Raw genomic sequence first — 15518 nt, forward strand, 5'->3', positions numbered from 1 at the left:
GGGAAAACATCTGTCTTGTCATTTTAGCGTACTTTAGCGACAAAAAGCGTAAAGTTTATCGAATATTTCGAATTAGTCGTTGGTTGCGTTAAATGCTTTTGCTTTTATTAAGTACTGTGTGTGTAATGTTTCTACGTCACCCGCAACCAGTGTTAAAGCACGATTATTATCAAGCACGTCATCTGCTCTTGCTAATTTATCTTCGCGTTTCATTTGGGCTGAAATGATACTCTTTGCTTGTTGTTCACTTACATTATCGCGGCGAACTGTTCTGCTTATTTGCACTTCAACAGGTACATCGACCACTAAAGTATGTTGGCAGTATTTATCTAGATTATTCTCAAATAAAAGCGGTGCGACCAGTACAACATATTGACTGGTTGCAGTATTTAAATCACTGAGTATTTTTTCTCTAATGAGTGGATGAAGTAAGTTATTCAACCACGTTTTTTGGCTTTCATCAGCAAAAATAATGTGACGCAATTGCGCGCGGTTTAAAGAGCCATCCTCGTTGAGTACTTTATCACCGAAGTGTGCCTTAATTTCTTTTAACCCTTTCGTTTTTGGTGCAACGACTTGACGCGCGACAATGTCAGCATCAACAACAGTTATATTAAACTGTTCAAACATATCACTCACAGCACTTTTACCAGAGCCAATGCCGCCTGTTAATCCAAGAACCCATTTATGAATAGCAGAAGGAGTCATATTAATAACCTAAGGTATTAAAGTAGTAGTGCTGAATCTGTTCGCCCCACAATAATGTTACCCAACCAGCGATTGCTAAATAGGGGCCAAAAGGAATTGGCGTGGCTTTGTCTTTCCCTTGAATACTTAGCAAAATGATACCAATAACAGCGCCAACTACACTTGAGAGCAAAATAATGGTGAGTAATGACTGCCAACCAAGTAGGGCACCGAATACGGCGAGCAATTTAAAATCACCGTAGCCCATGCCTTCTTTGCCAGTAACTAGCTTAAACAGCCAAAACACACTCCACAAGCTCAAGTAGCCACAAGCAGCACCAATAATGGCTTCTTCAGGTGTTACTTTTGTTATGCCAAATACCGAGGCGATTAATGCCAGCCACACTAAGGGGAGAGTGAGTTGATCGGGTAGTAACATGTGATCAATATCGATAAAAGTAAGGGCAATAAGCACCCACGTGATTACGATATAAAGTAGGGCTAAATTAGATGCCCCTAAACTTATAGCGACAACTAAACTGAGTAGGGCGGTCAGCATTTCAATTATAGGGTAGCGAACTGAAATTGGGTTTTCACAGCTGGCACATTTACCTTTTAGTAAAAGCCAACTAATAACAGGAATATTTTGCCAAGGTTTAATCGCTGTTTTGCATTTAGGGCAAGTTGAATTCGGTTTAATTAGATTAAACACTTCAGAAGGTGATTTATCCGCTGTTTTGAGCTCTTCGGCCAATAAAATGCGGCACTCTGCTTGCCACTCACGTTGCATCATTTTTGGAATGCGATAAATAACCACATTTAAAAAGCTGCCAACACATAAACTAACAAGGCCAATAGTGAGTAAATAAAACCATAAATGACTTTGCATTACAGTGATTATGTCGAGAAAAAATTCGTGCATTACATACCTAAAAAATTGAGTTAAAAACCATTTTCACAAAAAGAAGTGATTGAGCGCAAATTAACAAAAGCCACGCGCTTTGTGCAACGAGCTATGAATACGCCTAGCTCCTAGTCACCTCCCTAGAGCCTTTTCTACCCTCATAAGCGCAGCGCCTCTTAACCTCTTTGTGAATAACTCACTTAAAACAATTATGCACAAAGAGAGGAGAATGAGAACAAAATGAGAAAAGCTAAGGGCTTTATGCAACGAGCTTCGGGTTACAGCATCTTTTAACTTTGTAGGAGAGCGCTTTAGCGCCAATAGGCTTTAATAAATAACCGCAAAAACAATCACTGCTAAAGCCTGTTCCCACAAAACAATAGTACACCTAGGACCTTTAACCTCATAAACGCGGCGTCTCTTAACCTCTTTGTGAATAAATTATTTAAATAAAAAAGATGTTGCATTGCTTAATATAAATTAGGGACATTTTTGCTTACAGCTTACAGCTTACAGCTTACAGCTTACAGCTTACAGCTTACAGCTTACAGCTTACAGCTTACAGCTTACAGCTTACAGCTTACAGCTTACAGCTTACAGCTTACAGCTTACAGCTTACAGCTATTATATAACCGAGCCAAGCTGGAATATCGGCAAGTACATGGCGATTATCAAACCACCCACAAGTACGCCAAGCACTGCCATAATTAATGGCTCAAGCAAACTTGATAGACCATCAACGGCATCATCCACTTCTTGTTCATAAATAGTCGCAACTTTTGCCAGCATGCCATCCAGTGAGCCAGACTCTTCACCAATCGCGACCATTTGCACTACCATATCAGGGAATATTTTAGCGTTACGCATAGCCCAGTTCATTTGGTTACCAGAGCTAACCTCTGCTTTTATATCTAAAATAGCATAGCGGTAAACCGCATTGCCCGAGGCACCAGCCGCAGAATCAAGCGCATCAACTAATGGCACGCCAGCAGCAAAGGTGGTCGATAAAGTACGAGCATAACGCGCCACGGCGGCTTTATTTAAAATCATACCGATGACTGGGAGTTTTAAAATAGCTCTATCGTTTGCATCGCGCAGTTTTTTACTTTTCAGCAAGGCCTCTTTATAGGCGTAACCAAATCCGACAATCGCAATCAGGATTATCCACCAATATTCCTGCATAAATTCAGATATACCAATCACCATTAGGGTAAAGGCAGGCAGCTCTGCGCCAAAACCGGCGAAAATATCTTGGAACTGGGGAACTACAAATATAAGCAAAATCGATGTTACTATGCCAGCTATAACAAGTATTGAAATAGGGTAAAACATTGCCTTTTTAATTTTTGATTTTAGCGCTTCTGACTTTTCTTTGTACAGCGCTACACGGTCAAATATTTTATCAAGCGCCCCTGATTGCTCACCAGAGGCAACTAAATCGCAATATAAATCATCAAAATAACGAGGGTGTTTACGAAGTGCATCAGATAACGTACCACCGGCTTTTACTTCATCGCCAATGGTTTCCATAAGCTTGGCAACGCTTTTGTTACTTGCACCCGTACCTATCATCTCAATAGCTTGAATAAGTGGTACACCCGCCATCAACATCGTCGCTATTTGGCGTGTCACTAATGCAATGTCTTTCGGTGTAATTTTTTGCATACGTGTGCCAAATAAGGGTTTGGCTTTACGTTTGACTTTTGAAGGGGTGATACCTTGTTTACGAAGTTGTGCTTTGACTAGAGCAATACTCGCGCCAGTCATTTCGCCTTCAAGGCGTTTTCCGCGAGCGCTTACGCCTATCCACTGAAAAGTATCTATACCTTTTTCTTGTTGCTTAGTCATTTGATTAATCAGCACTTCTATTAAGCAATTAAAAAAGCTGAGCATTTGAAGCTCAGCTTTTCATTTATGCGTAAGATTTTATATTATCTACAAGTCGCAGGTAGTAGCTTAGCCTCTAAAGTGCCATCGCTAGCACACGTCCAACTAATAGAGCCACCTTCATCGTTAGGAGTGAATACCAATGTACCAGCACCTACTTTGGTCGCATCAAATGCAACAGAAATTACACCTGCATCAACAGTTACCGATGTAACTGCATTACCTTTAATATTGGCAGCAGCATCAAGCCCTGCAGCAGCATTATCTGCTGGGTATACTCCCGTTGATGAGTATGTTTCAGTAACTGCTGATTTTGCTCCTTGAGCCAAACTCATACCTTCACTCACATGTGCGCGCTTTGTGTAATCTTGATAAGCTGGTAGTGCAATAGCTGCTAAAATACCGATGATTGCAACTACAATCATTAATTCAATTAGGGTAAAACCCTTTTGACTTTGTTGTGTCATTTTTTCCATGTTCCTCTCCTAAAGGATAGTATGTGTGTAAGTTAAATTGGTTACGCGTTAAAGAGTATAAGCAACTTTTCTTACTGTTTTTTTAAATAATGCCTTGATACTTAATTTAAGACCTAAACTAATCGAAAGTCGGCTACTAGATTTACTTTAGCACTAAAACGTTGTTTTGGAAGTGACTTCCTAAGTATTTAACGGTATTTTACGAACTTTCCTAGTTATTCAAGAATGTTCAGTACGCATTTAATTAAACTAGTGGCACTGCTATACAGTCAGCGCTAGTTATTTAGTTTTGGCTTTTTTATCTATCATCATACATAAGGCTTATCATAGCACCTTTTTTTTGTAAAAAGGGAACTATAATTAACAGTTTGTTACAAAATAAGCCTTTCGGCGTATTTAATGATTAATTGCTTAAAATGTCAACGTTTTAGGTAAATATTATATTCATTAAACTTGGAATATTTACTCGAATCGCATGGATAAGTCAATTGATTGTAAATTTTTTGTAAGTGCACCACTTGAAATAAAGTCTACTCCGGCTTGTGAATATGTTTTGAGCGTTTCTATTGTCATATTGCCCGACACTTCAATTTTTGCTCGTTTATCCGTTAGTATGACTGCCTGTTTAATTTGCTCAGGTGTAAAGTTATCAAGCATTATAATATCAGCACCGGCCTTAATAGCTTGATCTAGCTCATCAAGTGATTCAACTTCTACTTCAACAGGCTTACTTGGGTGATTTAATTTTGCTTGTGATACTGCATTTTTAATGCCGCCGCAGGCCGCTATGTGATTTTCTTTAATAAGAAACGCATCAAATAAACCAATGCGATGGTTAGCACCGCCGCCACATTTTACCGCGTACTTTTGCAAAGCACGCAAGCCAGGGATTGTTTTGCGGGTATCGAGCAGCTGTGTTGTTGTTCCTGCTAGTTCTTTAACGTAATGCGCGGTGGTTGTGGCTGTACCTGATAGGGTTTGTACAAAGTTAAGCGCAGTACGTTCAGCAGTTAAAATAGCGCGTGCAGAGCCTTTGGCTGTAAACAAGGTGTCGTTGGTGTTTATTACATCGCCATCATTGACTAACACATCGACGTGTACGCTGGGATCTACCTGCTTAAACACTTCTAAGATAACGTTTCTACCGCAGAATACACCGTTTTCACGCGTGATTACTTTGGCGTTTGCTTGCTGTGAATGTGGGATTAAGCTGGCCGTAATATCACCTTGCTCAGCGCTTTGGTAATTTAAATCTTCATCAAGGGCAATTTTTACTAACTGGCTTAAAAGGCTGTGCGGGATAGACATTATAAAAGCTCATTATAATTAAGAAATTGACAAAATTTTACTATGTTTGCATAGCGAATAGAAGAGGTATAGAGCCTTTGCTATGGGGTGTTTGATATTTATTGGTATTTGCTATCGCAAGCACACTAGATTACGACTGGTTAAAATAAACATGGTACAAGGGTCTGTTACCTGCTTTTATTTATATGTTTTATCCTTTAGCATCTTCTATAGAGTGTAATAATGGTTTTGTAACATGCGAATTGATTGTGAAGGAAGACTTGAAGGTGCAATACAGCGTGAATGTGCGCACTTTGATGCACGCCCCTTTGTTGAAGAAATATCGCTATTAGTGATTCATAATATTTCGTTACCAGCGGGGGAATTTGGCACTGAGTATGTTGATGATTTGTTTATGGGAGCAATTGACTGCGAGGCTCATCCCAGTTTTATTGATTTAGAGGGTTTAAAGGTCTCAGCTCATTGCTTTATAAAGCGTACGGGTGAAGTAGTGCAGTATGTGCCTTTTAGTAAGCGGGCATGGCATGCTGGTAAGTCTGAGTTTTTAGGGCGCAAGCATTGTAATGATTTTAGCATTGGCATTGAACTTGAGGGAACCGATACCAGCGGCTATACCCAAAGCCAATATAATACATTACAATCAATTACTAAGTTATTGATGAATAAGTATCCTTCAATAAATAAAGCACGTATTGTTGGACACTGTGATATTGCACCTGGGCGAAAAACCGATCCTGGTGAAAGTTTTGACTGGCAACATTTTTTTGCCGACCTAAATTAACTTGGCTTTAGTAAAGAGAGCATTATGATTTTAATTTCAATAATTACCGCTTTGATTTTAGAGCGCCTTGGTGCGCGCTCCGATTATTGGCAGATAAGCTATTACGCACAAGGTTATTTAGTGCGTTCTAAAAAGCAATTGAGTGAAAATGGTCTGTTTAACTCAGCATATGGTTTTTTGATTTGGCTAGTTTTGCCCGTTATCGCAATGGCGTTAATTTATACGTTTTCTGATTTTGTGGTCTGGCAATTAGTCGTTAACACAGTGGTATTACTAGTATGCTTTGGCTGCGCTAAACACCGGGCATTATACAAATCATACCTTAACGCACTAACCCGTGATGATAGAGAAGCTGCAACTTTATATGCTTTGCAAATGGGGCAGAAAAAAACTGAGAATGAGCCCGGTGGTGAAACGTTTGGGCAAACACTGGCTTGGATTAATTTTCGTTTTTATTGTGCAGTGATTTTTTGGTTTGTGGTTTTAGGTGCACCCGGTGCTGTATTTTATGCGTTAGTACGTACTTACGCCGACTTGGTGCGTGAAGATAGAAAAGTGCCTTATGTAGCTCGATTCAAACTTATTCACACACTACTATTTTGGCTTGATTGGTTACCTGCACGTATTACCAGTTTTGGTTACCTAGTGATTGGTAATTTTAATAAGGGTACAAGCTGCTTGCTTAAGTATGCGTTTGACTTTTCTGTTAGCAATCGCAAAGTTGTGGCCAATACGGCGTTAGCTGCTGAGCAAATTGAACAAGCGCATTTTGGTTGCACAGTAGAGGCAACATGCATGATGAAGCTAGTTAAACGCAACGTTTTATTTTATCTAGTACTAATAGCACTGCTTACCTTATTTGGTGGGCTGGCGTAAGGAAATGGTGAAAGGCGCTAGGCTCTAGGGAAGTGACTAGGTTTTAGATATATAGCCTGTAATTTTTAAAATAGCCCTAAGTGATTTATTCAAAAAGAGATTATGAGGCGCTGCGCTTAAGGGTTATATAAAATATTGAGGTGTAGGTCGTGCTTTAGCGCGTCAATCTAAGATTAGACTGTCGCCATGAATGACGACCTACATTATCACTAGTTTTTTATGACCCGAAATTTGTTTACCGTGACTAGTCGTTTTTCTCATTTACTCTCATTCACTTCTCTTTGTGCAAAAATTTTAAGTGATTTATTGATAGTCAATCACCCGCTTCTCAAGGTGAATTATCTGGTCAGACCATTTAGAGGTTTGCCAAAAAACCTTCCCAAAGCCACTCGTTTTAACCTACTGTTTATTCTTTGAGCTAAATGCGTTAGGCTGTTTTGTTGTATGTATTCTTAGTGAAATTGACAGCAAACTTGCTTTTTGATAACGTATGGCTCAAATTTGGTATGACCAATTTACCTATTGGTTTCAGCTATAGGCACTATCTGGTTGTTTTATGCCAGAGCCCACTACAATGCGGACGTTGATGAATGTCTTTAAAGATTAAAGCAGCAAAATTGTCGGATGTTATTTTACAGCAACTTGAGAATATGATTCTTGAGGGTTCATTAGCACCCGGTGAAAAACTGCCGCCAGAGCGGGAATTAGCAAAACAGTTTGAGGTGTCGCGCCCTTCATTGCGTGAGGCAATTCAAAAGCTAGAAGCCAAAGGCTTAGTTACTCGCCGTCAAGGTGGCGGTACCTTTGTAAAAAACCAGTTAGAGGAAGGGCTCACTGATCCGCTTTTTGATTTGATCAGTAAACACCCTGAATCACAATTTGACTTATTAGAGTTCCGTCACGCCTTAGAAGGTATTGCTGCATATTATGCTGCACTTCGTGGCACCAGTACTGACTTTGATAAAGTGAAACAAAGTTTTGACAGCATTGCATCAGCAAATGATGATTTACAACAAAAAGCTAAAGCAATTAATGCTTTTCATTTTAGTGTTGCGGAGTCATCACACAATGTGGTGTTGCTTCATTTAGTGCGAGGCATGCAAGCACTGCTTGAACAAAATATTTTACAAAACTTAACCGTATTGTTAGAGAAACCACATATAAGTAAACAATTAGCAGAACATCGCCGTTTGTTAATGGATGCGGTGATTGAAGGGAATCCAGAACAAGCTCGTTTAGCCAGTAATGCTCACTTAGCCTTCATTGAAGAAGCATTGCTTGAAGCAGGCAAAGAGCATTCGCGAATTGAACGTAGTTTAAGACGCACAAAGCAAAATTAGCAAAGTAACTATTTAAACAAGTACGGTGATGCAACACACAATTTACCGTATTAATTAAAAACATTCGTATTTTAAACATAAGGAAACCTCCATATGTCTGAAGTCAATAAAATTGACGTAGACGCGCTAGAAACACAAGAGTGGTTACAGGCTCTTGAATCAGTTGTGCGTGAAGAAGGTGTTGAACGTGCTCAGTTTTTACTTGAGCAAGTATTAGAGCAAGCCCGTTTAGACGGTGTTGATATGCCTACAGGTATCAACACGAACTACGTTAATACGATTCCGGTAGATCAAGAACCAGCATACCCAGGGGATGTTAACCTTGAGCGCCGTATTCGTTCTATTATTCGTTGGAACGCAATCATGATTGTATTGCGCGCATCGAAAAAAGACCTCGACTTAGGCGGCCATATGGCGTCTTATCAGTCTTCTGCTGCTTTTTATGAAGTGTGCTTTAACCACTTCTTTAAAGCGCCAAATGACGTAGACGGTGGTGACTTAGTTTATTATCAAGGTCATATCTCTCCAGGTATCTATGCCCGTGCATTTGTTGAAGGTCGTTTATCTGCTGCCCAGTTAGATAATTTCCGCCAAGAAGTAGACGGTAAAGGCTTACCTTCATACCCTCACCCTAAGTTAATGCCTGAGTTTTGGCAGTTCCCTACAGTATCTATGGGCCTTGGTCCTATCGCGTCTATTTATCAAGCGCGTTTCTTAAAATACTTAGATGGCCGTGGCTTAAAAAATACTAAAAACCAACGTGTGTATGCGTTTTTAGGTGATGGTGAAATGGATGAGCCAGAATCACGTGGTGCTATCTCTTTTGCTGCTCGTGAGAAATTAGATAACCTATGCTATCTAATCAACTGTAACTTACAACGCCTAGATGGCCCAGTAATGGGTAACGGTAAGATCATTCAAGAACTTGAAGGTCTATTCAAAGGTGCTGGCTGGAACGTAATTAAAGTCGTTTGGGGTAGCGGTTGGGATATCTTACTTGCTAAAGATACAACGGGTAAGTTATTACAATTGATGAACGAAACCATCGATGGTGATTACCAAACATATAAAGCAAAAGACGGTGCTTACGTACGTGAACACTTCTTTGGTCGTTACCCTGAAACAGCAGCACTAGTAGCTGATATGACAGATGACGAAATTTTTGCCCTTAAGCGTGGTGGTCATGAGCCATCAAAACTATACGCTGCATTCAAAAAAGCTGAACAAACTAATGACCGTCCAACGGTTATCCTTGCTAAAACTGTAAAAGGTTATGGCATGGGTGAAGCAGCTGAAGGTAAAAATATTGCTCACCAAGTTAAGAAAATGGATATGACACACGTTGAGCACTTACGTTCGCGTTTAGGTCTACAAGATCTTGTGTCTGATGAAGCAATTAAAGACTTGCCTTATTTAGAGCTTGAAGAAGGTTCTGAAGAATACAAATATTTACATGCACGTCGTGATGCGCTTAAAGGTTATACACCAACACGTATTCCTAATTTCTCTGAAAAGTTACAGCTGCCAGAAGTAGATGCATTCAAGCCGCTACTTGATGAGCAAAAGCGTGACATTTCAACAACTATGGGCTTTGTACGAGCATTAAATATCTTATTAAAAGATAAAGGTATTGGTAAGAACATCGTACCAATTATTGCAGATGAAGCACGTACTTTTGGTATGGAAGGTTTATTCCGTCAAATCGGTATTTATAACCCAGGCGGCCAAAACTACACACCACAAGACCGTGATATTGTTTCTTACTACAAAGAAGCAACCTCAGGCCAAGTATTGCAAGAAGGTATCAATGAGTTAGGTGCAATGTCATCGTGGGTTGCAGCGGCAACGTCGTACAGCACTAACGATTTACCAATGATCCCATTCTACATTTACTATTCTATGTTCGGTTTCCAACGTGTTGGCGACATGGCGTGGATGGCAGGGGATCAACAAGCACGTGGTTTCTTATTAGGTGCTACAGCAGGTCGTACGACGCTTAATGGTGAAGGCTTACAGCATGAAGATGGTCATAGCCACATTCTTGCTAACACAGTACCTAACTGTATCTCTTATGATCCAACGTATGCGTACGAAGTAGCGGTAATTATTCAAGATGGTATTCGTCGTATGTACGGTGAAGGCCAAGAAAACATTTACTACTACCTAACGCTGATGAACGAAAACTACGCACAGCCAGCAATGCCTGAAGGTGCTGAAGAAGGTATTCGCAAAGGTATTTATAAGCTTGAAAGCTACGAAGGCAAAAAAGCCAACGTACAACTATTAAGCTCAGGTACTATCATGACTGAAGTACGTAAAGCGGCAGCCATTTTAAGTGATGACTATGGCATTGCGTCAGATGTTTTCTCTGTTACGTCATTCAACGAACTTACTCGTGATGGTCAAGACGTTGAGCGTTCAAACATGCTTAATCCAGAAAGCGAGCAAAAAACGCCTTACATCACTAGCGTATTAAATGATTCAGTGACTGTTGCAGCAACTGATTACATGAAAAACTACGCTGAGCAAGCGCGTTCATTCATTCCTAGCAGCAACTACAAAGTATTGGGCACTGACGGTTACGGTCGTTCAGACAGCCGTGAAAACTTACGTCGTCACTTTGAAGTTAACGCAGGTTATGTTGTTGTTGCTACGTTATCTGAACTTGCTAAACGTGGTGAAGTTGAAAAGTCAGTGGTTGTTGACGCACTTAAGAAGTTCGACATCGACACTAACAAACTTAACCCACTGTACGCTTAAGAGGTTTTGCAATGAGTATTGAAATTAATGTACCAGATATCGGTGGCGATGAAGTCGAAGTAACCGAAATCTTAGTAAGTGTTGGCGACGTTGTTGAGGTTGACCAATCATTACTAACTGTTGAAGGCGATAAAGCGTCAATGGAAGTACCGGCTGCGCAAGCTGGTACAGTAAAAGAGATTAAAGTAAGCGAAGGTGACACGGTTACTACTGGCTCTTTAATTATGATTTTTGAAGGCGAGAGTGCTGGCGAAGAAAAAGCGCCAGAAGCCTCTGCTAAATCTGAAGACGCAGCACCTGCTGCCTCTTCAGGCTCAACAACAAAAGAAGTGACCGTACCAGATATCGGTGATGATGAAGTTGAAGTAACAGAAATCATGGTTGCAGTAGGCGACAGCGTAGAAGAAGAGCAATCTATCTTAAACGTTGAAGGTGACAAAGCGGCTATGGAAGTACCTGCACCGTTCGCAGGCACTGTGAAAGAAATCAAAATTGCGACTGGCGACAAAGTAAAAACAGGCTCTTTAGTGTTTGTTTTTGAAGTTGCTGGTGGTGAGTCAGCAACCCTTGCACAAGACGAAGCTGCACAAGACGAACCAGTACAAGAATCTGCACCAGCAGCAAGTGCTCAGTCAAGCAGCAAAGAAGTTAACGTGCCAGATATTGGTGGTGACGAAGTTGAAGTGACTGAAGTCATGGTTGCGGTTGGCGATAAGGTTGAAGAAGATCAATCAATCTTAAACGTTGAAGGCGACAAAGCGGCAATGGAAGTTCCAGCGCCGTTTGCGGGCACAGTGAAAGAAATAAAAGTAGCCGCAGGCGATAAAGTATCGACCGGCTCACTTATTTTTGTTTTTGAAGTTGCCGGTAGCGCGCCAGCTGCAGCACCTGCAGAAAAATCAGCACCAGCGCCAAAAGCAGAATCAAAACCTGCGCCTGCGCAAACAGCACCTACAAAAGCAAGTAATGAAAGCTTTGAAAACAATAGCGCTTATGCTCATGCATCGCCAGTTGTTCGACGTTTAGCCCGTGAGTTTGGTATTAACCTTGCGAACGTGAAAGGCTCAGGCCGTAAAAACCGTGTTATTAAAGAAGACGTGCAAGACTATGTTAAAAACCTAGTTAAGCAAGTTGAGTCTGGTCAGTTATCAGCTGGCAAAGGTAATGCAGGTGGAGGTGAGCTTGGTTTAATCCCATGGCCAAAAGTAGATTTTGCTAAATTTGGTGAAATCGAAGAGAAGAAACTTTCGCGTATTCAAAAGTTATCAGGCAAGAACTTACACCGTAACTGGGTGCAAATCCCACATGTTACACAGTTCGATGAGGCCGATATCACTACTCTTGAGCAATTCCGTAAAGAGCAAAATGCACTTAACGAGAAGAAGAAGCTCGGTGTTAAAATTACGCCATTGGTATTTGTAATGAAAGCAGCAGCAAAAGCGCTAGCTGAATTCCCTACATTTAACTCGTCGTTATCTGAAGATGGTGAAAGCTTAATTCTTAAAAAATACATCAATATTGGTGTAGCGGTTGATACGCCAAATGGTTTAGTTGTACCAGTATTTAAAGATGTTGATAAGAAAGGCATCATTGAATTATCACGCGAGCTGATGGATATCTCTGTTAAAGCGCGTGAAGGTAAGCTTACCTCTTCTGATATGCAAGGCGGTTGTTTTACTATATCAAGCTTAGGTGGTATTGGTGGTACTGCATTTACGCCTATCGTTAATGCGCCAGAAGTTGCTATTTTAGGTGTGTCTAAATCTGAAATGAAACCAAAATGGAATGGTAAAGAGTTTGAGCCTAAATTAATGGTTCCACTTTCAATGTCATACGACCATAGGGTGATTGACGGTGCATTAGCAGCACGCTTTACTGTAACGCTTGCAAGTTACATGAGCGATATTCGCCAACTAGTGATGTAATGCAGTAATTGATGCACCTAGCTAAATAAATAGAATCAAATCCCAGCCAGTTGTTTTTTGCTGGGATTTTTACCATTTGCAATGATACACTATTGGTATATTTGCATAAATTTTTGATCTGCTCTGGCTTTCTGCCCATGCAGAAACATGGCAGTTAAACTTTAGGGCAGTGTCCCGTTCAAACAATTAAGGTAATAGCATGAGCAACGAATTAAAAACTCAAGTTGTTGTACTAGGCGGTGGTCCTGGTGGTTATTCTGCGGCTTTCCGTGCTGCTGACTTGGGCTTAGAAGTAACATTGGTAGAATCTCGCGATACATTAGGCGGTGTATGTCTTAATGTTGGTTGTATCCCTTCAAAAGCATTATTACACGTAGCTAAAGTAATTGATGATGCTGCTGAAATGTCATCTCATGGTGTTACTTTTGGCGCACCACAAATTGACTTAGACAAAGTCCGCTCTTGGAAAGACTCTGTAATTGGTCAGCTAACTGGCGGCCTTGACGGCATGGCTAAGATGCGTAAAGTTAAAGTGGTTTATGGTTATGGTAAATTCACTGGCAGCAACACAATCGCAGTTGAAGGTGCTGATGGCGCAACAACGATTACCTTCGATAATGCTATTATTGCAGCCGGTTCACAACCAGTAAACTTACCTTTCATCCCTGAAGACGACCGTGTTATTGATTCAACTGGTGCACTTGAGCTTAAAGATGTACCAGAAAAACTACTTGTATTAGGTGGTGGTATAATTGGTCTTGAAATGGGTACCGTATACCGTGCACTAGGTTCAAACATTGATGTTGTTGAGTTTGCTGATCAGCTTGTTCCTGCTGCTGATAAAGACATCATCAAAATTTACCAACGCTACGTTAAAGACAAGTTTAATGTAATGCTTTCTACCAAAGTAACTGGCGTTGAAGCAAAAGATGACGGTTTATATGTAACGTTTGAAGGCAAAAATGCACCAGCAGAGCCGGTACGTTACGACAAAGTACTTGTTGCTGTTGGTCGTACACCAAATGGTAAATTACTTGATGCAGATAAAGCTGGCGTAAACGTTGATGAGCGTGGCTTCATTAATGTTGATAAGCAACTTAAAACGAATGTTGATAACATTTTTGCAATTGGTGACATTGTTGGTCAACCTATGCTTGCGCATAAGGCTGTTCATGAAGGTCATGTTGCTGCAGAAGTTATTTCTGGTCAAAAACATTACTTTGATCCTAAGTGCATTCCTTCAATTGCATATACTGACCCAGAAATCGCATGGGTAGGTGTTACTGAAAAAGAAGCAAAAGAGCAAGGTTTAAGCATTGAAACTGCGGTATTCCCTTGGGCTGCATCAGGTCGTGCAATTGCATCTGCTCGTACTGAAGGTTCAACTAAGCTTATTTTTGATAAAGACAGTGGCCGCGTAATCGGTGGTGCTATGATCGGTATCAATGCAGGCGAAATGCTTGGTGAAATCGGCCTAGCTGTTGAAATGGGTGCTGATGGCGAAGATTTAGCACTTACCATTCACGCTCACCCAACATTGAACGAATCAATCGGCCTTGCGGCTGAAATATTTGAAGGTTCAATCACTGACTTACCAAACAAAAAAGCTGTTAAAAAGAAGAAGTAAGTTCTTTTAGTTAATTGTTTAAAAACCCAAGCCTCGGCTTGGGTTTTTTGTTAGTAAAGCTGTAAAGTCTTAAGCTATAAGTTTTAAGCTGCCCGAGTATTTTTTAACTACTGACAAGTACCTTACTACGCTCAAACTTTTTTTGACTTACCACTTACCACTACATTGATATCTATTCCCACTGTTTTTAGCTACAATATGCGCCGATCATTTTTTAGGTATTAAATCACGTGACTAATCGCTCTACAAACTCAGTACTTGCTTTACGAGCTCAGCAAATAAGTGAATCTCGGCGTGAGTTTAATGCTCGTGGTGGCAAGATGGATCGCTGTGAACAATGCTTAATCGCAAAACATTACTGTATTTGTGACGGTGTAGAGCAGGCTCAATGCGCTGCTGCGGTTTGTATGCTGATGTACCATAATGAAAGCTTTAAACCTTCTAATACAGGGCGATTAATAGCTGAAATAGTGCCTGATAACTTCGCTTTTCGTTGGGACAGAACAGAGCCTGATGAAAAGTTATTAGCGTTATTGAATAACCCGCAATATCAGCCTATAGTGATTTTTCCTGCCACTGATGTTGAAGATGCCTCTCGTGTAATTACAGCTGTAGAGCACCTGCCAAGTAAACGTCCTTTATTTATCTTTTTAGATGGCACGTGGCGTGAAGCAAAAAAAATGATCCGTAAAAGCCCTTACCTAGATGGTTTGCCTGTCTTGTCTATCAGTGCTGAAAAACTCTCTGATTACCGCTTGCGTGTTGCACCACATGCCCACCAGTTAGGAACAGCTGAAGTGGCAATCATGGTTTTAGCATTAGCCGGAGAACTAGATGCCTCAAGTAAACTTGAGCAGCATTTTATGAAGTTCCGTGATGCTTACTTATTAGGCAAACGAAATAAGGGCCGGCCACAGTAGAACTTGTGTATTTATTGGGTAGGCTTA

The 15518-nt window shown here is 40.6% G+C and carries 12 protein-coding genes; 7 read left to right on the forward strand and 5 right to left on the reverse strand.

The features are described from left to right. Positions 1 to 72: 72 nt before the first annotated feature. The 5 genes from coaE to nadC all read right to left on the reverse strand — a co-directional run bounded on the left by coaE (position 73) and on the right by nadC (position 5262). Entirely contained in the window at positions 73 to 708 is a 636-nt protein-coding gene (gene coaE / locus ACFI4Z_RS09130; protein ID WP_462670310.1) for a dephospho-CoA kinase, read from the reverse strand. A 1-nt stretch (position 709) separates the two neighbouring features. After that, complete coding sequence (locus ACFI4Z_RS09135; RefSeq protein WP_462670311.1) at positions 710 to 1609, reverse strand: prepilin peptidase; 900 nt, start codon at positions 1607 to 1609, stop codon at positions 710 to 712. Positions 1610 to 2215: 606 nt separating this feature from the next. Beyond that, positions 2216 to 3439, reverse strand: coding sequence for a type II secretion system F family protein (locus ACFI4Z_RS09140; protein WP_462670312.1), 1224 nt, complete (start codon positions 3437 to 3439; stop codon positions 2216 to 2218). A gap of 83 nt (positions 3440 to 3522) precedes the next feature. Beyond that, positions 3523 to 3954: a pilin gene (locus ACFI4Z_RS09145; RefSeq protein ID WP_462670313.1), complete on the reverse strand. Its 432-nt coding sequence runs from the start codon at positions 3952 to 3954 to the stop codon at positions 3523 to 3525. Positions 3955 to 4416: 462 nt separating this feature from the next. Beyond that, positions 4417 to 5262, reverse strand: a complete 846-nt coding sequence (nadC, locus tag ACFI4Z_RS09150; protein WP_462670314.1) for a carboxylating nicotinate-nucleotide diphosphorylase — start codon at positions 5260 to 5262, stop codon at positions 4417 to 4419. 235 nt (positions 5263 to 5497) lie between these two features. Here nadC and ampD point away from each other — a divergent pair, with 235 nt between their 5' ends. The 7 genes from ampD (at position 5498) to ACFI4Z_RS09185 (ending at position 15491) form a co-directional block, all read left to right on the forward strand. Then, positions 5498 to 6043: a 1,6-anhydro-N-acetylmuramyl-L-alanine amidase AmpD gene (ampD, locus tag ACFI4Z_RS09155; protein WP_462670315.1), complete on the forward strand. Its 546-nt coding sequence runs from the start codon at positions 5498 to 5500 to the stop codon at positions 6041 to 6043. Between the two features lie 24 nt (positions 6044 to 6067). Continuing rightward, positions 6068 to 6919 carry a beta-lactamase regulator AmpE gene (gene ampE, locus ACFI4Z_RS09160; protein WP_462670316.1) on the forward strand — a complete coding sequence of 284 codons (852 nt, stop codon included), beginning with the start codon at positions 6068 to 6070 and terminating at the stop codon, positions 6917 to 6919. Between the two features lie 590 nt (positions 6920 to 7509). Next, positions 7510 to 8259, forward strand: coding sequence for a pyruvate dehydrogenase complex transcriptional repressor PdhR (pdhR, locus tag ACFI4Z_RS09165; RefSeq protein WP_099294704.1), 750 nt, complete (start codon positions 7510 to 7512; stop codon positions 8257 to 8259). A 93-nt stretch (positions 8260 to 8352) separates the two neighbouring features. Further along, positions 8353 to 11019 carry a pyruvate dehydrogenase (acetyl-transferring), homodimeric type gene (gene aceE / locus ACFI4Z_RS09170; protein WP_462670317.1) on the forward strand — a complete coding sequence of 889 codons (2667 nt, stop codon included), beginning with the start codon at positions 8353 to 8355 and terminating at the stop codon, positions 11017 to 11019. Positions 11020 to 11030: 11 nt separating this feature from the next. Beyond that, positions 11031 to 12944, forward strand: coding sequence for a pyruvate dehydrogenase complex dihydrolipoyllysine-residue acetyltransferase (gene aceF / locus ACFI4Z_RS09175; RefSeq protein ID WP_462670318.1), 1914 nt, complete (start codon positions 11031 to 11033; stop codon positions 12942 to 12944). Between the two features lie 199 nt (positions 12945 to 13143). Continuing rightward, positions 13144 to 14571 carry a dihydrolipoyl dehydrogenase gene (lpdA, locus tag ACFI4Z_RS09180; RefSeq protein ID WP_099294698.1) on the forward strand — a complete coding sequence of 476 codons (1428 nt, stop codon included), beginning with the start codon at positions 13144 to 13146 and terminating at the stop codon, positions 14569 to 14571. Positions 14572 to 14801: 230 nt separating this feature from the next. Then, a complete protein-coding gene (locus ACFI4Z_RS09185; RefSeq protein ID WP_462670319.1) occupies positions 14802 to 15491 on the forward strand; it encodes a tRNA-uridine aminocarboxypropyltransferase in 690 nt (229 codons plus the stop codon). Positions 15492 to 15518: the final 27 nt, after the last annotated feature.

The organism is Pseudoalteromonas sp. RWi3 (genome assembly GCF_054960735.1).